This window comes from Ruegeria sp. (genome assembly GCF_965243365.1).
GTDB lineage: Bacteria > Pseudomonadota > Alphaproteobacteria > Rhodobacterales > Rhodobacteraceae > Ruegeria.
This window is the reverse complement of record NZ_CBDEUW010000002.1, coordinates 815,088-835,053: the sequence shown is the minus strand read 5'-3', so window position 1 is coordinate 835,053 and position 19,966 is coordinate 815,088. Positions and strand designations below refer to the sequence as shown.

16 protein-coding genes and 1 pseudogene are annotated in these 19,966 nt (G+C 54.1%); 10 read left to right on the top strand and 7 right to left on the bottom strand.

Annotated features, from left to right (window positions below; translation table 11 throughout):
- Window positions 1-44: 44 nt before the first annotated feature.
- Both ACP0GE_RS07800 and ACP0GE_RS07795 read left to right on the top strand, forming a co-directional pair.
- Window positions 45-1,961, top strand: a complete 1,917-nt coding sequence (locus tag ACP0GE_RS07800) for a TRAP transporter permease (protein WP_424831415.1) — start codon at window positions 45-47, stop codon at window positions 1,959-1,961.
- Window positions 1,958-3,532: a sulfatase family protein gene (locus ACP0GE_RS07795; RefSeq protein WP_424831414.1), complete on the top strand. Its 1,575-nt coding sequence runs from the start codon at window positions 1,958-1,960 to the stop codon at window positions 3,530-3,532. The genes ACP0GE_RS07800 and ACP0GE_RS07795 overlap by 4 nt, the downstream gene beginning before the upstream one ends.
- 147 nt (window positions 3,533-3,679) lie before the next feature.
- Here ACP0GE_RS07795 and ACP0GE_RS07790 read toward each other — a convergent pair whose 3' ends face one another.
- The gene (locus ACP0GE_RS07790; RefSeq protein ID WP_424831413.1) at window positions 3,680-4,138 is read right to left on the bottom strand and encodes a GNAT family N-acetyltransferase; all 459 of its coding nucleotides are present in this window, start codon (window positions 4,136-4,138) and stop codon (window positions 3,680-3,682) included.
- A gap of 299 nt (window positions 4,139-4,437) precedes the next feature.
- The gene (locus tag ACP0GE_RS07785) at window positions 4,438-5,331 is read right to left on the bottom strand and encodes an AraC family transcriptional regulator (RefSeq protein ID WP_424831412.1); all 894 of its coding nucleotides are present in this window, start codon (window positions 5,329-5,331) and stop codon (window positions 4,438-4,440) included.
- Between the two features lie 168 nt (window positions 5,332-5,499).
- Here ACP0GE_RS07785 and ACP0GE_RS07780 point away from each other — a divergent pair, with 168 nt between their 5' ends.
- Window positions 5,500-6,453, top strand: a complete 954-nt coding sequence (locus ACP0GE_RS07780; RefSeq protein ID WP_424831411.1) for an SDR family oxidoreductase — start codon at window positions 5,500-5,502, stop codon at window positions 6,451-6,453.
- 496 nt (window positions 6,454-6,949) lie between these two features.
- Here ACP0GE_RS07780 and ACP0GE_RS07775 read toward each other — a convergent pair whose 3' ends face one another.
- The 4 genes from ACP0GE_RS07775 to ACP0GE_RS07760 all read right to left on the bottom strand — a co-directional run bounded on the left by ACP0GE_RS07775 (window position 6,950) and on the right by ACP0GE_RS07760 (window position 11,031).
- On the bottom strand, window positions 6,950-7,768 hold the full coding sequence (locus tag ACP0GE_RS07775; protein ID WP_424831410.1) for an outer membrane protein: 819 nt from the start codon (window positions 7,766-7,768) through the stop codon (window positions 6,950-6,952).
- 71 nt (window positions 7,769-7,839) lie between these two features.
- Window positions 7,840-9,504 carry a sulfatase-like hydrolase/transferase gene (locus tag ACP0GE_RS07770; RefSeq protein ID WP_424831409.1) on the bottom strand — a complete coding sequence of 555 codons (1,665 nt, stop codon included), beginning with the start codon at window positions 9,502-9,504 and terminating at the stop codon, window positions 7,840-7,842.
- A gap of 11 nt (window positions 9,505-9,515) precedes the next feature.
- Entirely contained in the window at window positions 9,516-10,778 is a 1,263-nt protein-coding gene (locus ACP0GE_RS07765; protein ID WP_424831408.1) for a DUF3179 domain-containing (seleno)protein, read from the bottom strand.
- A gap of 25 nt (window positions 10,779-10,803) precedes the next feature.
- Window positions 10,804-11,031, bottom strand: a complete 228-nt coding sequence (locus ACP0GE_RS07760; protein WP_424831407.1) for a hypothetical protein — start codon at window positions 11,029-11,031, stop codon at window positions 10,804-10,806.
- A 223-nt stretch (window positions 11,032-11,254) separates the two neighbouring features.
- Here ACP0GE_RS07760 and ACP0GE_RS07755 point away from each other — a divergent pair, with 223 nt between their 5' ends.
- Window positions 11,255-12,556, top strand: a complete 1,302-nt coding sequence (locus ACP0GE_RS07755) for a tetratricopeptide repeat protein (protein WP_424831406.1) — start codon at window positions 11,255-11,257, stop codon at window positions 12,554-12,556.
- Between the two features lie 215 nt (window positions 12,557-12,771).
- Window positions 12,772-13,401 (top strand): annotated as a pseudogene (locus ACP0GE_RS07750) (tyrosine-type recombinase/integrase).
- A gap of 518 nt (window positions 13,402-13,919) precedes the next feature.
- On the opposite strand, the gene ACP0GE_RS07745 reads toward ACP0GE_RS07750, so the two are convergent.
- Complete coding sequence (locus ACP0GE_RS07745) at window positions 13,920-14,909, bottom strand: helix-turn-helix transcriptional regulator (protein ID WP_424831405.1); 990 nt, start codon at window positions 14,907-14,909, stop codon at window positions 13,920-13,922.
- A 387-nt stretch (window positions 14,910-15,296) separates the two neighbouring features.
- On the opposite strand from ACP0GE_RS07745, the gene ACP0GE_RS07740 reads away from it, so the two are divergent.
- The 5 genes from ACP0GE_RS07740 to ACP0GE_RS07720 all read left to right on the top strand — a co-directional run bounded on the left by ACP0GE_RS07740 (window position 15,297) and on the right by ACP0GE_RS07720 (window position 19,965).
- Entirely contained in the window at window positions 15,297-18,038 is a 2,742-nt protein-coding gene (locus ACP0GE_RS07740) for an autotransporter domain-containing protein (RefSeq protein WP_424831404.1), read from the top strand.
- Between the two features lie 175 nt (window positions 18,039-18,213).
- On the top strand, window positions 18,214-18,717 hold the full coding sequence (locus ACP0GE_RS07735; protein WP_424831403.1) for a hypothetical protein: 504 nt from the start codon (window positions 18,214-18,216) through the stop codon (window positions 18,715-18,717).
- Window positions 18,710-19,204: a hypothetical protein gene (locus tag ACP0GE_RS07730; protein ID WP_424831402.1), complete on the top strand. Its 495-nt coding sequence runs from the start codon at window positions 18,710-18,712 to the stop codon at window positions 19,202-19,204. The genes ACP0GE_RS07735 and ACP0GE_RS07730 overlap by 8 nt, the downstream gene beginning before the upstream one ends.
- Before the next feature lie 321 nt (window positions 19,205-19,525).
- Complete coding sequence (locus ACP0GE_RS07725) at window positions 19,526-19,714, top strand: hypothetical protein (protein WP_424831401.1); 189 nt, start codon at window positions 19,526-19,528, stop codon at window positions 19,712-19,714.
- Window positions 19,711-19,965, top strand: coding sequence for a DUF3489 domain-containing protein (locus ACP0GE_RS07720; RefSeq protein ID WP_424831400.1), 255 nt, complete (start codon window positions 19,711-19,713; stop codon window positions 19,963-19,965). Before ACP0GE_RS07725 ends, ACP0GE_RS07720 begins: the two co-directional genes overlap by 4 nt.
- Window position 19,966 lies beyond the last annotated feature (1 nt).

Genomic DNA, 19,966 nt, shown 5'->3' with positions numbered 1-19,966 from the left:
CTGGCCTGGCGTATCCCCTTTCCTTTTGGATGAGAGATGCTCCGATGACTGATGCGGTTTCCATCACCCGTGTCTCAATGAGACTATTCGCCCTGGCCTCGATGGTCGCGTGCTGTGCACTCGGCCTGATCACACTCTACTCATCCGGCGTGGGTTTGATCGACCCCAAGATTCACCGGGCCGCCGGTTTTGCGCTAGCCCTGATCGTTGCCGTTGCGGTCTCGCAAAAGCGTCAATCGATCTATGGGGAGCTAAGCAGCGCGCGTGTCCTGATCGATATCGCCCTTATCGTTATTGGGATGTGGGCGATCTGGTCTTTCTATTTCGTACAGACCGAGATGGAAACGGCGCTTTACGACGTGACTACGAAAGATGCATGGCCGGCGTTGGCAGGATTGGCAGTATTCCTTGAACTGTGCCGCCGCCTTTGGGGATGGGGATTGTTTGCGGTTGGCACGCTTGGCGTCATCTACCTTTTGTTTGGGCAGGACTTACCGGGCATTATGGCGCATGCGGGTTTCTCTCTAAGAGAAGTTGCCGAGGCGCTTTGGTACAACACCAACAAGGGCGTGTTCGGTTCGATCACAAACATCGTTCTCAGCACCGTTTTTGTGTTCATCATTTTTGGGGTGTTGCTCGAAGGAACCGGCGCTGGCGACACGCTTCTGAAATTCGCTTTCCTTGCCACCAGGCGTACACGTGGCGGTCCGGCGCACGCCGCCATTCTAGCATCGTCCATGTTTGGCACGATGTCGGGGTCAACCGTGGCCAATATCGTGGGTACCGGTACATTCACTATCCCAATGATCAAGAAACGGGGCTTTTCGCCCACATTTGCAGCTGGGATCGAGGCCACGGCCTCATCCGGAGGGCAAATCATGCCGCCGATCATGGGCGCAGCAGCTCTGGTCATGGCGGATTTGACCGGCGTTGGGTACCTGAACATCATTATCGCTGCCTTGTTCCCGGCACTGTTTTACTATTTCAGTTTGTTTGCTGCCGTGACGGTTGAGGCGCGCCGTCAAGGTATCGAGGTTCAACCCATGACCGTTGACGATCAGATCACCCGCACAGACCTAATAAACTCCGTCCTGTTCGTCGGGCCTATTCTTGTCGTGATCGGTTCTCTGCTAGCGGGATTGTCCACCTCTGCTGCAGGATTCTACGCCGTTGTGGTTCTCCTGGTATTGTCTGCGATCAACCCAGAAGTTCGAGCCGATCCAAAGCGTATCTGGGATTCGTTTCTCAAAGGTGCGGAATCGGGCGCGCTGCTTTTGATTGCCATCGCCGCAATCGGTATTCTGGTCGGGTCGCTCGACAGTACCGGCCTTGGCCTCAAACTGGCCAATGTTATTGCTACGATCCGCGGAGAAAGTCTGTTCTCGGCGCTGCTGGTCGCGATGGTGGGGGCTCTGGTTCTTGGGATGGGCATGCCCACACTACCCGCTTATCTGATTATCATACTTGTGATGGGCCCTGCCATTCAGGAACTGGGTGTTTCGATGCTGACCGCGCACATGTTCGTCTTCTATTACGGCGTTGCCTCATCCCTGACACCCCCCGTTGCCATCGCCGCCTATGCAGCAGCCCCAATCGCGCAGGCCAATCCTTTGATGACAGCCTTCATGTCGTTCCGGCTTGGCATGGCAAAATTCATCATACCCTTTGTCTTTGCCTTCTATCCGACCATCCTGATTATCGAGCAATTCAGTCTATTGCCTTTCCTTTGGATCGTTGCTCGCACCTGCTTTTGCATTTGGCTATTCTCATCGGCCTTGTCGGGTTTCGACAGACGCAAGCTGACCATCCCTGAAATCGTTGTGCGTTTTGGTGCTGCATTTGCCTGCCTCGCGACTGATCCGTTGATCCAGGTTCCGGCCATTGGCATCGGAATGGCGCTGGTCGCATATGACTTCATGGCAGGTCGATCCACGCCCGAAACTTCAAAGGCATCCCAATGAGCAAACGACCAAATTTCCTGTTCATCATTACGGATCAGCATCGAGCGGATCACTTGGGCTGTTATGGCAATGACACTGTTCAAACACCCAACATCGACAGTCTCGCGGCGAAAGGCACGCGCTGGGATAGGTTCTATGTTGCCAATCCCATCTGTATGCCCAACCGCGCATCCATTATGACCGGGCGCATGTGTTCAGTGCATGGTGCACGCCACAACGGCATTCCCCTGTCAAAGGATCACACCACCTTTGTCGAGCTTTTGCGCGATGCCGGGTACAACACCGGTCTGATCGGCAAATCCCACCTACAGAGTTTTACCGGTTTGCCCGCCACTAATCAGTTCGAGCCACAGGACGGTTTGACAGCACCATCCGTCGCTCTGCGGGACGCCTACAAAAACAACAGGCATTCATCTGACTACGATCTTGAAGTCGCGCCCAAATGGGACAGACCGCTGTCCGAGCGTTTGACAGGCGATTTTTACGGGTTTGATCATGTAGAGGTTACTGCCGATCACGGCGACCAGGCCTCGGGTGACTATCTGCTGTGGGCCCGTACACAGCATCCTGACTTTGATAATTTGACCGGTCCTGACAACGCGTTGCCGAACAATCGAATCAATGCGCCTCAAGCCTGGCGGACGGCTGTGCCGGAAGAACTTTACTCTACCTCATGGATTGCCGATCGGACCGAAGCCTGGCTGACCGAACAGGCACAGCAGGACGCGCCATTCTTTCTGCAAATGTCTTTCCCGGATCCGCATCACCCGTTCACACCGCCTGGGCGGTATTGGGATATGTATGATCCGGCAGAGATGGCGTTGCCCCTCTCGTTTGGTCATGGTGATCTGCCACCGATCAAAGCCATGAAAGAGGCGATGGCACAGGGAACAGATCCGCGTGACAGCCAGAACCCTTTTGCTGTCAGCAAGGATGAGGCTCGCGCGATTATAGCGCTAACCTATGGGATGATCACCATGATCGATGATGCCATCGGTCGGGTGCTGGCCCGGCTTGAGGCATTGGGGCTGGCAGAAGACACTGTGGTGATTTTCACCTCGGATCACGGCGACTATATGGGCGATCACGGGCTGATGCTAAAGCTCTTGCTGCACTACCAAAGCATCATCCGCGTACCGTTCATCTGGAAAGACCCCAAAGCAAATCAGGCTGTAGTTGATACCGGCTTAGGTTCTTCGATCGACATTGCAGCAACAATTCTGTCCCGCGCGGGCATACAAGCCTTTAATGGTATTCAGGGGCGCGATTTGCTCACATCAAAGCCCCCAAAGGCCATTCTTGTTGAAGAGGACAGCCAGCGAACAATGACCGGTTTCGATCGGCCACAGCGAGTGCGAACTGTGGTAACGGACAGATACAGAATGTCACTGCGCGAAGGTGAAGATTGGAACGAACTTTACGACTTGGAACATGACCCTCACGAGTTGCGAAACTTGTTCGACGATCCGTCAGCAGAAATAAGTAGTGTTCGCCAAAGTGTCGTGGAAACGATGCTTCGAAGAATGATAAACTTGCAGGACCGGGCACCTCTTCCTGCATATCGTGCCTAAAATCGCTGATAGTAATCAAACGGCCCTTTCCGGACCTTCACCCTATAGTCTCCATGCTGCGGTGCGGCCTGTCGAACCTGCCGTTCGCTGCGAGCGCAGAATCAAAGGCTGCATGAACTCGCGAAATGCGGACATTTCCGCCGTTCGTCAAATCGTCTTCTCGAAAAAGATGCGGTTGAATCCATCTTCTCTTCGCCGTTCCGTTTCTTGATATCCGAGATGCGGGTAGAGCGACAAATTCTCAGTCATTTTTTCATTCGTGTATAGCTTCACTGACCCTAAGTTGGCATCCTTCGCTACTTCCTCACAAAATTCGATCAGTCGCTTACCGACGCCCCTTCCTGTTGCATTTCGGCGTACCGCGACATTCTCAAGAAACATATGATCACCCCTTTGAAAGAAGGCGATAAAGCCGAGTATGTCGTCATCTAAATCGACTGCGACATACACATGCTCGGAATCAATCAAAGAAGCAAAGTCTGCAACCATGGGAGCGGGCTTTTTGCCAATCGCAGCAGCGTATTGTTCATATGCTTCTTCTGCGCACTGTCTAACGGCAGGTTCGTCTTTGGTTTGCGCTCGTTTTATTTCCAAGTGTTTGCTCATTTTTGCTGCTCGTGGGTCTACACAAAAACACTATTCCTGCGGTGCAGCATTGGTCAACAAGGGGCTCTATGCCGCCATCGGAGCGACCGCGGCATCCTACCGTTCGGGCCGTCTTGAACCGATGAGGAGCGGCCCAAACCTGCCATTCACCGACCGATCAACATGCTGCAGTCCCAGCTCACATAGCCGCCGTTCGCTGCAAGCGTAAATTCCAAGCTTCGTCGGACTCACACATCGCGGGACAAAGCTTCTGTTCGCTGCGGTGGCTCCAAGGTCCGCTCTGCTCACGCAAGTTAGCCTCAAGCAACTTTGACCAGTAGTTTCTGTGCCTCTCCCCATTGCCTCGGCGATTGCCCATACATGCGCCTGAACTCGCGACTGAATTGGGACGGGCTGACATAGCCAACGTCCATTGCGGCTTCGTTCACAGGCATCCCGCCCGCGATCTTCATTGCGGCGTTGTTGAGGCGCATCGACTTAACGAACTGGATTGGTGCCATCGTCGTGACCTGCTTGAATTTGCGATGGAAGACCGCCCGGCTCATGCCCGCTCGGCTTGCCATATCGTCAATCGAGATCGGCGCATCCAAGTGTGACGACACGTGCGCTATGGAACGTGCGATGGCGTTGCCAGCACCGAATGCCTGCCGTGCGAAGGTGCCAGCTTCTCCCTTCAGGATCGAATAGAACAGTTCACGCAATCGCGCCTCGCCGAGAACCGCTGTATCCATCTCGCTGTCTCCGAGCCGCAGTAGCCGTAGAAGCGCATCGGTGAACCCATCATCCCATCGCGCGAGAGTAATTCCCGGCTCCCGAAGTTCTCCTTTGACCGAAGGCAGAACGCCTTCAGCATTTTCCATCTCCATCGACAACTCGGCCATAACACGTTGTTCCAGTGAGATCATAACCCCGTAGAGAGGGTTGTCATGCGAGGCCAGAGGCGTCCCCGCCTTGACCGGCATCGACACTGGGCAGCAGAGATACTGGCTGCTATTGTATTCGTATCTTTGACCATCCAGAACGGCTTCCTTCACCCCGCTCACGATGGCCACGATGCAGGGCTCGTAAACGGCTGGAACGCAGGGGATTGATTGCGTGGCGCGAAAGAGTTGCACACCCTTGATGCCCGTCTCGGTCAGGCCGTCCGTTTCGGTTCGGTCTGCGATGTTTTGCTTGATCTGATCCTTGCTCATAGGAGAGATGTAAGGGCTCCAGATCAATGCAGGCAACTACCTTGATACAATCGGGCAAGTATTTGCGATGATCTCGTCTGTTTCTACGATTTGGCGAGAGTTATCTACATTTCCAAGTTGAAGCACAATTCGCTCGCCCCCTGCGTCGACGCAGATAGGAGACAAAAGATGCCAGATACCACATTCGGACCCAAGGGCTGGACGCCCGAGCGCCTCGGTGACCTCTCCGACAAGACCTACCTCATCACGGGTGCCAACGCCGGTGCCGGGTTCCAGGCCGCGCGGACGCTTCTTAAGAAGAACGCTAAGGTTGTAATGTTGAACCGCTCGGCTGAGAAGTCTCATGCAGCTGTTGCGGACCTGAAAAGCGAGTTCGGCAGCGAGGCGGAAGTGAGCTTCATTCGCATGGACCTAGCCTCGCTCGCTAGCGTACGCGAAGCTGCGGACGAGGTTCTGAATTCCGTTACCCAGATTGATGCGCTCATCTGCAATGCTGCTATCGCGCAGGTGCCAACCCGCAAGTTGACCGTGGATGGCTTTGAAAGCCAGCTCGGCACCAACCACTACGGGCATTTCCTGCTTTGCGGGATGCTGTTCGAACGGATCACGCAATCGAACGGTCGCATCGTTGTCGTGGCCAGTCTCGGCTACAACATGGGCCTGAAGACGATCAAGTTCGACGACATGAACTGGGAAGAGGGCTACTGCCCGAACATCGCCTATTCGCAAAGCAAGCTGGCGCAAATGATGTTCGCTTATGAACTACAGGACAGGCTTGCCGCCGCCGGGCGCCCCGAGGTCGAGGTCTATGTCTGCCACCCCGGCTCGTCGGCAACGTCACTGATCAGTACGAGCGGCAGCCGGACGATGCGGTTCATCTGGTGGCTGATGACCAAGACACCGATGGTGCAAACGGCCGAGCAAGGGTCCTATCCCGAAGTCATGTGCGCCACCGAAGAGACTTTGACGGAACAACGCGCGCTCTATGGACCAACAGGCCGCTTGGAAGCCATTGGTCCGGTCGGCAAGGGTACATTGAACCCACACGCGTATGACAAAACCGTCATGACAAGGCTTTGGGAGGTCACTGAAAAAGAAATAGGCTTGAAGTGGGAGATTTGATCCAACAGGTCCCATGCGGCCGGTGATGCTTCAGCCACAATCGGACATTCGTGCACCGTGCAGCATTTAGTAGAATGGGGTCGAAGCGGGACTCAGAAGCGGCGCAGCACTGGAACGACCTGAGGTACTTAGAGAGAGAAGGCGGCCCATGCCAGACCTTCATGGAAGACCCACGCTGCCGCACTGCGGCCCGCCAGACCAGACTTTCGCTGTGGTTGCATGATCGAGGGAGCTCCGAACTCACACATCGCGGACTTTGCAGCCATCCGCATTTTTACTCCAGAGGACCGCAGTCAGCCCAAACCAGACGATTTGATCACTTGCGATGAACAAATATTCCGCCCCGTAGCGCATGCTTCAAAGCTCTCATCGGGAAGTAGCGAATATGTACCAATCGCGAAAACCGACCGTTCACCGGATCCATTTAGACGGGTTCATGCATCACAACGATAAAAAACGATTTGCGTCGCCGCCAGACTTGTACAACAGAACCAGCCTAGTTGAAGAAAACCTTTACGCCGAAATAGGGTCCGTGCTGGGTAACATCATAGCTGAAATCACCGGAATCGAGCGTGTCACTGTAGTCGACGCTGAAAAATCGGTAGCCGAACGTAATCGCCGTGTTCTGCCAGGGCTGATAGTCAAATCCAATATTGGCGCCGACCTGAAGGTCGTTTCCTCCGGCTCCGAAGCCGCCAAGATCCAGTGAAGCGATGGTCGTCCAGCGGTCGTTGAGGCGCCACATACCGCGGGCACCAATCACAGGCTCAATCCAATCCTGATCGCCGCCCAAAGTGGGTGGGTTTGTCGGGCCAGACGTTGTGAAATCGATCTCTTGCCGGATCGAATTGTAGCGGACGCCCCCCTGTAGATCGACTGTGTACCGTTGGTTGTTCGCACCATAGGTTCCGTCAGCAATTCGATATGCGCCTAGGATTGCGAACCATTTCTGTCGAACATCCACATTTACGGCAGTAGCACGCGGGCCAGAAAGTGTCGTGTCCTCTTCTATGCCCACATAATTCGCGTCGACAATGATCCCCAGATCACCGTTCCACGCCTCATACCGTCCGGCCGCGGCGAAATCCAGAACGCTCAGGACATCGCCCAGGTCAAGGTCAAGGTCGGCAGAAACGCCCGCGACCGTCGAAGTGCCCGTGGTTCTGAGTGGCGTGAACAGGTAGAACCCCAGCGTGTGCCGCCAGCCCTCTTCGTCCTGCCCCGGTGCGGATAGGGATTGGGCAGACACGCCGCAGGCCAGCAAGAAGGACAGTGCAGTGGCGCTTGCGATGCAAGCAGTTGAATGAATGGGCATGTCTTACTCTCCTTGCATGATGCTCGCCGCCAAACAGGGCCCCGGCTTTACTTGAACGCAAACCGCTCTGATCACTTGCTGACTGAGGATTGTTTGAGCAGGAACGCCTCCACAGCGGCCTGCGTTTCGGGACGCAGATTTTCAATGCCTTCATAAGGGACGCCGCGCGCGGGTTCGATATCTGGGTACTTTTCCTTTCGCTTCAAATGCCGTCCGAGAATGCGCACAAACTCTTGACCGCCCCAGGCCCCGACCTCGGTAGAGACCGGATATTTTTCGTGCGTGTCGCGGTAGACGTCAAAGAAGTCCGCAAGGATCGCGCTTTCGCCAGCCCCCGGTATGCGCAGCTTTAGCTGATCCTTGATAATCGCCTTTGGTGAATTGACCGAATAGACGATCAAGTGATCCCGTCGGCCTTTGGTTTCGCCCAGCAACAGCAGGGCAGACTGATCAACACCGTCCACCAACCGATCTCGCGGGATTTTCGACTCCGCACCCGCAAACCGCGCAAGCGTGGTGTAGAGATCAGAGACATGAACAATGTCGCCAACGATCCCGTCAGCTTCGATCATTCCTGGCCAGCGAATAAAACTGTCCACCCGAATACCGCCTTCGGACACGTCGCCTTTGCCGCCAGCGAAAACCATTGGGGTGAAACCAGATTGGGGAGAGTATTTGGTGAAATGACCATTATCGCCCATCACCACAACGATGGTGTTCTCCGTAAGACCCAGAGCCTTCATCTCGTTGAAAATATCTCCAAGCCAACTATCGAGAAGCTGCATTTTGTCCACGTAAAGTCCGCCATTTGGAGACTGAGGCCCCGAACGGCCAGAGCGCGTGTTATCGAGCGGGATCAGCGGCCAGTATTGGAGGAAAAAGGGTTTGTCACCGCCCGCAAGCTCTCGCAGCTTTTCGAGCGTTTGATCTTGATAGCGCTGGTTCATGGCGTCATATTTTTCGGCGGTCCAGCGCTCGCCCGCTGTCATATCAACTTCACGTGCGATTTCGCCTTTTTCTGCTTCAAGACCAGTGACCATGGCGGCCGGGTCGGGACGAAAGAAATCGTCCAGAACGAACCGGTCATCGAAGTCAGATATTCCAACCGAAACTTGTTCTTTGATCGCATCGTCATTGAAGATGGTCAGTTGCCCCTGCTGATGCACCGGGAAGCCAGCCCAGTCGAAACCTTGATTGTGAGGCCAGGCTTCCGGAATGTCGCCCATATGCCATTTGCCGACATGGGCCGTCGCATAGCCAGCTTCAGATAGAACCTCGGCCAGTGTGACCTCATTTGCGGGCAAACCGAACCCAGCAATGTCTACGGTGGTATCGCCCATCCCCATCCGAACCGGTAGCCGCCCAGTCATCATTGCGACCCGTGTTGGTGTGCACGACGGTTCGGTGTACATGCGGACCACCCGCATCGCCTGATCGGAAAAGTCGTTGATATTTGGGGTAGAATACCCGCGCACGGCATTGAGTTCGGGAATGCCCAGATCGCCAAAGCCGATATCGTCGATCAGAATGTTGAGGATATTCGGCGGCTTACCTCCGTTCGAAATTTGGAACTGCTCCAATAACCGATCGACCTCGGTATTGTCCGCCGCCCATTGCTCCGCGTTTTGCGCTTCGAGGATGTAATACTCGGCATCATGGACGATGGGCGCGTCCTGCGCTGTCGCGATGCTTGCCGCGAGACAGATGAGCGCCGATAGGCCAATCCGGTGTTTCATTTCGGTGCTCCTCATTGGTTCTGCTCCGGTGTTGGTTGAGTTTTGGATTTGCTGGTGTCTTGTGGGTGGCGGGGGCCAGCTTGCTCCGCATTTGTGCGGTTGATGTCGGTGTCGGGAAAGAACTCGACCCAAACATGCCAGAACATCCCTGACCGCAGGGTTTCAACGCGGTTCAGCTTTCCGCAGTTTGCATTTCCAAAGAAATCGATTTTGGTGACTGGCGCACCGCTGTCATTGTACCAGGCCCCGACGCTTTCATAAGTCGGGTCATATGACACCACGATATCGCGACCGCCCAGCGTGGCGTTGATCAGCCCATGATGCTCTGCAATGAAGTCATCAGTCCAGCACACTGCGTCGTTATCGATCGTAACGCCCCAAACATAGGTTTTATTCGGAAGCCGATCATCGCTATGGCTCATGTTATCCATGACAGGCGCAGCTTCTTGATGCTGCTTTGCAATGCCCGAGGAGAACACGGTTTCGGTAAACATATCGAACAGCCGTAGAAATGGGTTCGAAGACGGTTTGTTCAGAAACACCTCTCCATCAGGGTAGGCCTTCTGAAAGCCGCGAAAGCTCATCCGGAAGGTCGGCCAAGGCTGCATCGCGGACTGCTTTGAGGTATCGCTGTCGAAGTGGCCATATATCTGTTGGATCGGTTCACCGGTGGTGTTGTCGCGCAGGATCAGATTGTTGCCATGCTGGGCCAGTACTTCCAGATCCAGTCTCTTGCCATCGACGACGGGCTTGTAAGCCAGACCAAGATTTGCCATCGCGCAATAGGTCATCACGATGTCGTCGCCACCCAAGCCCTTCGCATTCCCCGCCAGATGCGGGCGCATCAATTGTGCGTCGGAGTGCGCACGCGCGTGGCCATTGTTTTCGATAACTAAAACGCTTGCGGATGGGTTGATAAAATCGCGCGCCTCCGAGATCGGGAAATACTGCGCGCTGTTTTGCTGATTGCGCAGACCGATATGCACCCAAACCCAAGGGAAGACGAACAGAAAGATGATCAGTAAGGCCACAGCCGGCATGCCTAGGAAAAACAGCCAACCGGGGCCGCCGCCCATCAAATGGCCAACCAGCATCAGGACCAGCGCCCCTATTCCGGCGGCCAGGTAGGTCTGTTCGTTCCGAATAAAGCGGATCATGTTGTTCCGCTTCACCTTCAATACCATCTGGCTGATGTCGCCGAGGTCGCGGAAATACATGAACCCTATGGTCAACGATATGATCAGCCCGACGTAGAACAATAGATTGGCCAGCATTTGGATCGCCTTTGCTGTGTTCTGGTCAGCCTTCGGGTGGCTTTGATCCGGACGTGAGGTAGAGTTGAATTTCGTCCTCAAGTCCCCGAAGGCTATTGATTAAGTCTGAGTAGGTTGGATCGCTGGTATCGCAGGGCAGCAGGGCATTCAGGTTTTCATAGTCAGCGCAGATTTGCGCAAACACTGTGTCCACGCTTCGCAAGCGTCCGATTTCGTTCATCCGATCCGGAAACAACATCGACAGCGTATCCATAGTGATCTCCAAATGGAAAAATCCGAATTGATGCCCAGCGACTAAGCGCATCCCCCTCCTTTCGCGGCCAGTATCGCCGAAATCTATTTACATATTCAGGTATCTTAACGTATGTTACGACGTAACATGTTTATTTTCAGTGACTTACCAAGCTTCTGAAACTGGCAGCAGGATGTCGTTAACAAGTTTGCAGACAAATGCGGGTCATGATCCGGACAGGCCAATGCCGCCGGATAGCGAAATCCGACAGGCGTTGAGGGCGATTCTGGATAGCCCTGAATTTGATGGCGCAGAGCGTCTGCAGTCCTTTCTGAGCTATGTCGTCGAAAAGTACCTGATGGGGCAGGCCGATGACATTCGCGCCAAATCTATTGCCGAGGACGTCTACGGTAGATCGCTGGACGCTGGCAGCGACCCGATGGCTGTCGTGCGTGTTGACGCTGGTCGAATGCGACGACGGCTGGCCAATTACTACACGAATTCCGGCAAACTGCAGCACCTGCGCATTCATGTCGACCCCGGAGGATATGTGCCCCGGTTCGAGCTGTTAGAAACCGAGCGCGACGATGCCCAAAATGTATTGCGGTTGAGATATGTTTTTCCCGGAGCGATGGTTTTGGCGGCGTTGACCATTGGAGGGATGGCCTATTTCAAAGCGCCAGACGTACCTCAAGATGGTGATGTCCAGTTGGGAAACACCTTGAAACAGCAAGCCGTTCGAGAAGCGCTGTTTTCGACGAATCCTACAAAACTACAAGCCCTAAACCTTGCCTCCGAGGCGCGCCCCTTGATGTTTCCGGTTTTGGATCGCGAACGGTTACGAGCGGTGCGTGGGATGTTTGAGCGCGCCATTGAACTGGATGAGACGTATTTCGGCGGCTTCGCAGGCTCTGCACAGGCGACAAGTATTCTCGCAATCACGGTGCCGCCCGGTGATGAAAAGGGTGACTTGCTGAAGCTCGCAAGAGCTCGTGCAGACAGGGCCGTTGAATTGGCTCCCGACGAAGGGTGGAGCCATTCGGCGCTTGCATTGGTTTCATTCGCCCATCGCGAATTTGATGCAGCCCTCGCACAATCAGCGCGCGCAACCAGCCTTGGTCCGGACGACATTCATGTCACAAATTTTGATGCCTTGTTTGCACTGTTTGGTGGTGAATTTGAGCGCGCCATTACCTCCGCCAATCGCGCGCAAGGCATCGATCCAAACAACCGAAGGTTTCCGTACAGAAGCGTGTTGGCGTCGGCCAGTTTTCATCTCGGAAACTACCAAGAATCCGTGGATCGATTTAATGAGGCAATCAGGCTGGGTGATCCTGTAAGCGCGATTTCAATTGGATATCTTGCTGCAGGATACCAACAACTCGGCGACTATGAACAAGCAAGAGCGACCATGCTGCTCTTGGACGAAGCCTGGCCAAACTATCCTCTGGATACATTGTTTCGAGCGCTGTTTTCAGATAAAAGCCACGCCGATGAAATACTTAAATCGCTGAACGAAATCCCGTCCGAGCGAAGCGGCGAATGAACTTTCGGAAACGGTATTGAAAACAAAAGAGCTTTTATGGCGCTCGCGCCGAAGCTTTCGATCTGTTAGCCGTTCAGACGTCGCCTCGCCTGGATTCGAAAGCTCGCTTTGGGCTCACTGCTGACATCGGAAGCGACGCGGCCTCCTGTGGTATGACGTCCGTGTCAACGTCGGGTTGTCGCTTTGGAAGGGCATGGCGGATCGGAGGATCAGTCATGGAAACACCAAACTTACCAGCCATTCGCGCGTCGCCCAGCTTGGAACAAAGGACGTATCGTTGGCCAGAAACGACCGTTGAAGCCAAAGCACGTCTGGGCGATCCGAGTTCGACTTGAACTGGCCGAGAACCATCGCGGCCTCGCGCTTTTCAATATGGAAATCGACAGCAAACTTCACGGTTGTGATCTAGTGAGAATGAAAGTCGTCGACGTGATGGCATCGGGACAGATCAAAGAGCGCGCCTCCGTCCTGCAAAGCAAAACTCAGAAACCAGTCCGCTTCGAGACTTCCGAGGGCACGCGTGCTTCAGTCGAAAAGCGGACGGAGGATGAACTTATGGTTGGTTCGGAGTATCTTTGGCCTGGCCGCTTCCATGAGCGCCTGCAAATTTCAATGCGTCAGTATGCACGGATCGTCCGTGATTGGGTAACATTCATTGGCCTTGCGGCAAGTGCATACGGAACGCATTCAGTGCGGCGAACCAAAGTAACCCAGATTACAGGAAGACTGGCAATCTGCGCGCCGTGCAGTTGCTTCTTGGACATACGAAGATGGACAGCACAGTCAGATATCTGGGCGTCGAGCTTGAAGACGCCCTAGCTATCGCCGAAGCCATTGAAATCTAGTACCGTTGGGCCGCTTTCATTGGCGGCCCTTAGCGGATTTTGAACGCATTTGCCGTCGCGGCAGCGCAGTATCACCGGACCAGTCATTCGCCGCAAATGCGAAATCCGGTGAAGATCGAATTCACTATCTGCGGACTTTGCGGCCATCCGCAGTTTCTGCCTTAAGAGCAGCCGTAGCCCCATAGCGGACATGCCCGATCTGCAGTTTCGGCAGCAAGTAGAATTTCCCCGCTGATGAAACTAAACTATAAATTAACGTAAATGCGGCCATTTGGTTGGACCTCTCTCGGACAATCGAGAGCGCTTACGCCACATACATTTAGGTTCACGACTACTATTTGAGACCTGCTGGTGTTCACGGCCAATTCGAAATCCCAAGCTGACAAGCACGTCAACCCTTTGGCGCGCTGCTTTACCAAGGCCCGGTTCAAAAGGGCGGTATAACATCCTACTCTAGCCAAACCGATAATATATGATCCTGATTTTGTGGCAGCTTAAGTGTCTGGCTCACCGCAGACTTATAGTTCCAACATTTCCGAGGCGTTAAACCCGAACTCTTTTTTGAAAGCACGAGAGAAAGTCGCGGTGTCCACAAAACCATATTGTTCAGACACCCTTCGTACCGCACCACGAGTAAGGGGCCCGTTCTTCAAGGACAAAAGCGTGTGATACAATCTGCGTTTTGATATGTATGAGTGCACGCCGCCATCCTCTTCAAACATCCGGTAGAGTGCAGCCCGCGATACCCCAAACTCCTGTGTCAAGGTCGCAGCGCCAAGCGATCTGCTTCGAATGCACTGGTCGATGAAGGCATTCATCGCAAGCCGCCTCGCGCGGGCAACGTTCTGGCGGTTCACCTCTTTTCGGTTCTTCAAGATCACATCGCGGAAAAGATCCGTTATTTCCTCAACCATTTCCGGGACGTCCTGAGACGCTGTATACGGCATACGAGAGGTCACATCTAAAATGGCCGCGCCGATCAACCGGCCCTTGGAACTTTCTAAACCGAAATCGAACTGTTCTTTGTGAAGAGACGGGTCATAGCCGATGATCTCAAAAGGCAAGTAGAAATTTGCCATATGTGCACCAAACACAGTGTCGGCCTCTTCTATGTCCATCGTGCGGACCGTAACTGCATTTTTCTGGACGGCAGCACTCGTGTCGCATTTCGTGTAGCCAGACAGAATGGTTCCAACTTGCAGGATTTCTTTGCCCCAATGCCGATCAGGGTGGCGTCTGAACGTAACACCATCCCAACGGCTCCGCGCCAAAGCAAAACTGTCAGAGACCCAAAGATCGGTGTCGATATTGACGTCATCAATCCTGAACGCTGCATCGATGTCATAAATACTGCGATACCGGTCCACCGCAGTCTGCAATTGCAGGTCTTTTGGCAAGCTTCCATCAATTCCAAGGGACGGTATCGGGTCCAACGAGCTATAGGCCGGTACGGTATGATCAAAAAGCATAGCTAAATTAGTTTCTCTGTTTGATTTCGTGCATTCCAACACCGCGCATGAGTGGCTTTTAAGGAAAATTTAGTCGCCTTTTACGCGAAGCGAAACTGTCGGCCTCGGTCATTCGAGTGCTTTGGATATCCCTTTCTTCCGCGATGTTAAAATAACAACTTCTTCGGACTCCGCCAAAAGCCAAAGATAACTGCATTTTCGCAACGCCTTGGCCCGCAGTCACACGGGCGACGCATCGAACGAGCCTGCATAGCGTGAGACAATAAAGCTATTGGAACTCGCGAAAATGAGACTCTGTGACAATGAAGCTTCGCACCGGATTGAATATGGGACCTGCGTTGGCAGATTCCAATCAGCGCCGTGAAACCAGCCTTTTGTCTGAAACGGTGAGTGTCTGCCGTGACAAGAAAAGAAGAATGGGCAGACATGAGCAGAGAGACGAAATCCAACCTCGATGGGCGAACTGTACGCGGCGGCCGGGTGCTTAAGATGAAGGGCAAAGTGGCGAGCATGGCGCCTTCCCTCTTCCTTGCCATCGTGACTGTCCCGGCGCTCTCTGTGGGGTCCGTTCGGGCGCAGACAATTATAGATGTGCCGCAGACGACACCTCTGGATGTCACGACAAACGAAGAAGTGACCATCACGAGCAACGGGGCGATCAATGTCGCCTCGGCCAGTGCGCCCTTGGTGACGATAGATGTCGCAAATTATTCAAGTGCGTTCATCAGCAACGGTGCGATTACAGGTCAATTCGGAGTTGAGCGGGCTTGGGGCGCGGAAATCACGCAAAGCCTCGCCGGTACCGCCCAGATTGTTAACAATGGGGTTGTCAACGTAGATTCAGGCAGACCGTCAGGTAATGTTCGAACTTACGCCTTCGATTTCGCCGGTGCCGTTTCTGAGGGAGCTAGAATAACCAACTCCGGTATGGTTGCCACTCAGGCTGACGGGGCGGGTATTGTTTCGTCAATCGGTTACAGATTCTTGGCTGTAAACAATGGGGATTTCGACAATTCCGGGACCATTCAGGCGACAGCTTCGTCGTCAAACAACTCTGCAAATACGATTGGCCTGTTCGCCCTAAATGGCGTGAACGGCACGATCGACAATAGCGGAACGATGATTGTGCGCTCCGACGCCTTGGGCATGAACAGAAGCGCAGGGGCAGATGCCTTTCGCATTCAGCGAGGCTTGACGGGCGATTTCATCAATTCCGGGTCGATTATAGTCGAAGCAACATCCGACACCGGACTTGCTTCGGCCGACGGTCTTAACATCACCAGCAGGGGGGTGACGGGCAACATCGTGAACAGCGGTGCTTTGTCTTTGAATGCCAAAGGACAAACCAGAGCCTTAGCCTACGGCTTCGAGATATTTCAAGGCTTGACCGGCAGTTTCGTCCATTCCGGTTCAGCCAGCATCATCGCGACAACTGTTGACGGCCTGGCAGAGGCCTATGGCCTCGAAGTCTTCAATGGCAACGTGAATGGCATGATCGACAACAGCGGTGCATTGAATTTGCAGGCGAGCGGGGACAGCGCGACGACCCGCGGCTATCACCTGCACCGGGAGTTTACCGGCGATTTCACCAATTCCAGTTCGATAGAGTTGATTGCCACGGCCACAGATGGCAATGCGCTTGCTGAGAGTTTCAGCGTCTCTAGCAGAAACATGACTGGGACGATCAACAACAGCGGCACAGTCTACGTGCGCGCGGACGGAACGGATGCGACAGCGCGCGGATACTTTATAGCTGGCGATCTGATCGGTGACTTTGAGAACTCGGGCAGTATCGAAGCTATTTCCCGAAGCGAAGGCGGGTCTGCGGAGGCGTACGGCGTGCGTCTGGGATCGGTGTCAGGCGCATTCTCGAATACCGGATCGATCACGGCGACGTCGGGCGGCCAGGCCTACGGACTGTACATTGAAACATTCGACAGCGAGATCACGGATGTCGGTCAGATCGCCGCGTTCTCCAACTCGGGCGATGCCTACGCGATTTTTCTTGAGGGTGGCAGCGGTACATTGAACCTCGATACAGAAGATGACGTGACCGGGCTGATCCGGGTCAACGCGCATGATGTCAATCTCAATGCCCGGGGGCGCAGCAATATCTTCCGCTTCGAAGATGCGAACCCCGATGCTGGAACGTTTTCAACACGCATTTCTGATGACCGCTTCGCTTGGTTTGTTGAGGATCAGAGTGGATCAAATCCGATCTATGCCGCTGCGAAGGTCGCCGACCTTGCCCCCTCGGACGACGTTGTGGCGTTTTATGGGGATATCGTCGGCAACGGCCGAGCCGCCCTGACCTATGATGTGCCGTCAGAGGTGACGCGTGGATTCTCTTTGGGCAACCGTCAGGGCGGGTTGGGTCTGCGCCCATTCGTACTGATCGACGCGGAATACAGGCAGTTCGATACAGATGGTGGTCACACCACGGATGTTTCTGTTTTTGACGGTGAAGCAGGGTTCTCCGGCCAGACAGATAACGGTTTGGCTTTTGCGGCAGGTCTGGGTGTCTTCCGAGCAGATGGTAGTGGCGATACGCCAGACTTTGACACCACAGGCGTCTATATCGATGCTGCGTTGGGGCGCCAATACGGGTCTTGGACCGTGGAAGGCGGCCTCGGGTTTGGTTGGCTTTCGACCAGCCGCACCCGCCAGATTATGGGCAGTGCTGACGCGACGGCGGACTACAACAGTCGCTTGCTGACGGCCAATCTGGCTGTTGAGAAAGCCTTCGATCTAAGCCGAAATGTTGATTTGCTTGGGTTCTTCGAGGCACGCTATACCCAACAAAAGGATGACGGATACACAGAAACCGGATCCTCGGCGAATGCCACGGTGAGCGATACCACCACAGAAGTTATCGAGGCGCGCCTGGGCATCGAACCCAGCTTGACCCTCAAGGGTGGCGGAGTGCTGAAAGGCCAACTCGCCGGGGTTGTGCGCAGAGGCCTTGGTGATACGGAAACCAATGTGACAGTATTCTCGGACGCTCAAGCCCTTACGTTCGCCGCTACTGATTTCACGGGCGGTAGCATTGCAGTGGGGTACGAGCACGGCCTGTCCCAAGGGATTGAACTGGAACTAACCGCAGAACAGGAGATCGGCAGTGACGCGCAAGGCCCCTTCGTCCGGGCAGGACTCAAATGGGCTTTTTGAAGAGAAGGCGAGCTTTTCTGATGAATACACTCAAGGGAGGCGACCTACTGCACCGGCAACAGGAGCCGGACGACCGCAATACGTCTGTATCTAGCCGTGCACTCGGAACGGACCGTAAATTGAACATTGCAAAGTCGACCTTCTGCGCATAACCGCTGCTCGCGCATTGAGCATCATGGGTAAGATGGGCTCAGAGCTGGCATTAGGAGCAATAGTCAATCAATACATGGCTTTGGTGGATAAAAAACTTAAAGACCAAGTTGCGAGGGTAGCTCGCGAGAAGCGCGATGGCAGTTTCTTTGATACATTTTATAACACCTATGGCATGACAGGTGTCGTTTTCAACATTGGAGACACAGTTATCGGCGGTGAATTTACGGGGAGCGTAGAGGAGCAACATGGCGTTCTAAACGTACAAGGCTCATTTAATTTCTACTTAAGAGATGAATTTGCTGACCCGGCTGACATAGGTGTTGAGGTCATTGATCCACGCGAGACGATTTTTGAGAACATACATAGGCCGCTAGATAACTACCTTAGAGGCCGCACCCGCCTTCCACCGCGTGGACCTCAACGACTTGGGGTTCAAACCGGTGAGCCCTATTCAATAACTGACGATTGGTCAGGAACCCTGAAAGGGCAAATCTACCTAGACCCCGCGCGAAGTACCTATGGATAAATTCCGCGTCCTTTTCGTTACCGGAACATGTGCTGCAATTTTTGCAATCGCCTTCTCTTGGGGGGTCCCAACACACTGCGTTCAGCTTCCGAACGGTATGAATATCGGAAAGCAAGCCCTGATCGACCTGAACAGGCCATATTTCATACCCGATATTGTCCCAAAGTTCAGAAACGGACGGTCGCTACTACCTGGAGACGCATGGCCGTTCTTTACCACAGAAACAACAGTTCACGGGCTTGCGTTAGAAACCGATCCCGAAGATGATTTCTGGTTCGCATGGCGTGAAGACACTGGTTTGGTCCTAAAGAAAGAAAACCTTTCGCTTTATGAAACGCTCGTTTCCGAAGCTGGCGCACCGATGGGCAACAAAGGTATCAATGTCGTAGGTTCTCATATCGTGATGATGGAACTGCAAAGACGACCGGAATATGCCAATCAAACGTGTCGAACGCGATGGATGACAATCGGAACGGGTAATCTCTAGGCCGCAACCGCCTCAGCACTGTTTTTCGCCATTTTTATATTCCGCACGGTGGTCGCGTGCCATTTGCCGCCCCGCGCAGTATTGATGCCCCGCGCGTTCTATTCCGCCGCGATCTGGCGAAGGGATGCAACACAGCCGACCTTCGCGCGTCGCGCAGCATTGGTCAAATTGGGCTCATTCCGGACCTCGATGCCATTGCAGCACAGTTCCCTGCTCCGCCGTCAGCCAATTGTGTAGAACGGCCTATTTCGTTGAAAAACTCTTGCTTGATCGTGAAGTAGGTCGCTGATTCAATTCCCTCGACGAGCGGAGGAACTGGTGATGATGGGACCGAAGCAGGAAGCGCAGGGGGCATTGTTCAACGAAATACGCCCTTTTTCGGCAAACAACTGGACTTTGGCTTGTACAGAAGCGGTACTGACGACGGTCAGGATTCGCCCGGAACAGCCGGGCTCCACTCAGTACAGGGCACAGGATCAGCCTGTGTTCGCCAAGTGGAGATATCAATGACAACTTCATCTGATACAGAAATCAAAACATCGCCCTCCAAACCTGCCCGAAACAACCTGACGCGTCAGCAACAGTTACAGAAACTGCTGTCCCACAAGTCTGGTGCCACGATTGCGCAGATTCAGAAGGCGTTTGACTGGCAACCGCATTCCGCGCGTGCGGCGATTTCGGTGATGCGCAAGGCGGGACATACAATTGAGCGATCAGGATCTGACAAAGGCACGATGTATCGGATCGTGAAGGGGGGGTGAA

What these genes read in the sequence shown, in the direction of transcription:
- ACP0GE_RS07800 (WP_424831415.1), top strand. Translation starts at nt 45, where the DNA reads ATGACTGATGCGGTTTCCATCACCCGTGTCTCAATGAGACTATTCGCC.
- ACP0GE_RS07795 (WP_424831414.1), top strand. Translation starts at nt 1,958, where the DNA reads ATGAGCAAACGACCAAATTTCCTGTTCATCATTACGGATCAGCATCGA.
- ACP0GE_RS07790 (WP_424831413.1), bottom strand. Translation starts at nt 4,138, where the DNA reads ATGAGCAAACACTTGGAAATAAAACGAGCGCAAACCAAAGACGAACCT.
- ACP0GE_RS07785 (WP_424831412.1), bottom strand. Translation starts at nt 5,331, where the DNA reads ATGAGCAAGGATCAGATCAAGCAAAACATCGCAGACCGAACCGAAACG.
- ACP0GE_RS07780 (WP_424831411.1), top strand. Translation starts at nt 5,500, where the DNA reads ATGCCAGATACCACATTCGGACCCAAGGGCTGGACGCCCGAGCGCCTC.
- ACP0GE_RS07775 (WP_424831410.1), bottom strand. Translation starts at nt 7,768, where the DNA reads ATGCCCATTCATTCAACTGCTTGCATCGCAAGCGCCACTGCACTGTCC.
- ACP0GE_RS07770 (WP_424831409.1), bottom strand. Translation starts at nt 9,504, where the DNA reads ATGAAACACCGGATTGGCCTATCGGCGCTCATCTGTCTCGCGGCAAGC.
- ACP0GE_RS07765 (WP_424831408.1), bottom strand. Translation starts at nt 10,778, where the DNA reads ATGCTGGCCAATCTATTGTTCTACGTCGGGCTGATCATATCGTTGACC.
- ACP0GE_RS07760 (WP_424831407.1), bottom strand. Translation starts at nt 11,031, where the DNA reads ATGGATACGCTGTCGATGTTGTTTCCGGATCGGATGAACGAAATCGGA.
- ACP0GE_RS07755 (WP_424831406.1), top strand. Translation starts at nt 11,255, where the DNA reads ATGCCGCCGGATAGCGAAATCCGACAGGCGTTGAGGGCGATTCTGGAT.
- ACP0GE_RS07740 (WP_424831404.1), top strand. Translation starts at nt 15,297, where the DNA reads ATGAGCAGAGAGACGAAATCCAACCTCGATGGGCGAACTGTACGCGGC.
- ACP0GE_RS07735 (WP_424831403.1), top strand. Translation starts at nt 18,214, where the DNA reads ATGGGTAAGATGGGCTCAGAGCTGGCATTAGGAGCAATAGTCAATCAA.
- ACP0GE_RS07730 (WP_424831402.1), top strand. Translation starts at nt 18,710, where the DNA reads ATGGATAAATTCCGCGTCCTTTTCGTTACCGGAACATGTGCTGCAATT.
- ACP0GE_RS07725 (WP_424831401.1), top strand. Translation starts at nt 19,526, where the DNA reads ATGATGGGACCGAAGCAGGAAGCGCAGGGGGCATTGTTCAACGAAATA.
- ACP0GE_RS07720 (WP_424831400.1), top strand. Translation starts at nt 19,711, where the DNA reads ATGACAACTTCATCTGATACAGAAATCAAAACATCGCCCTCCAAACCT.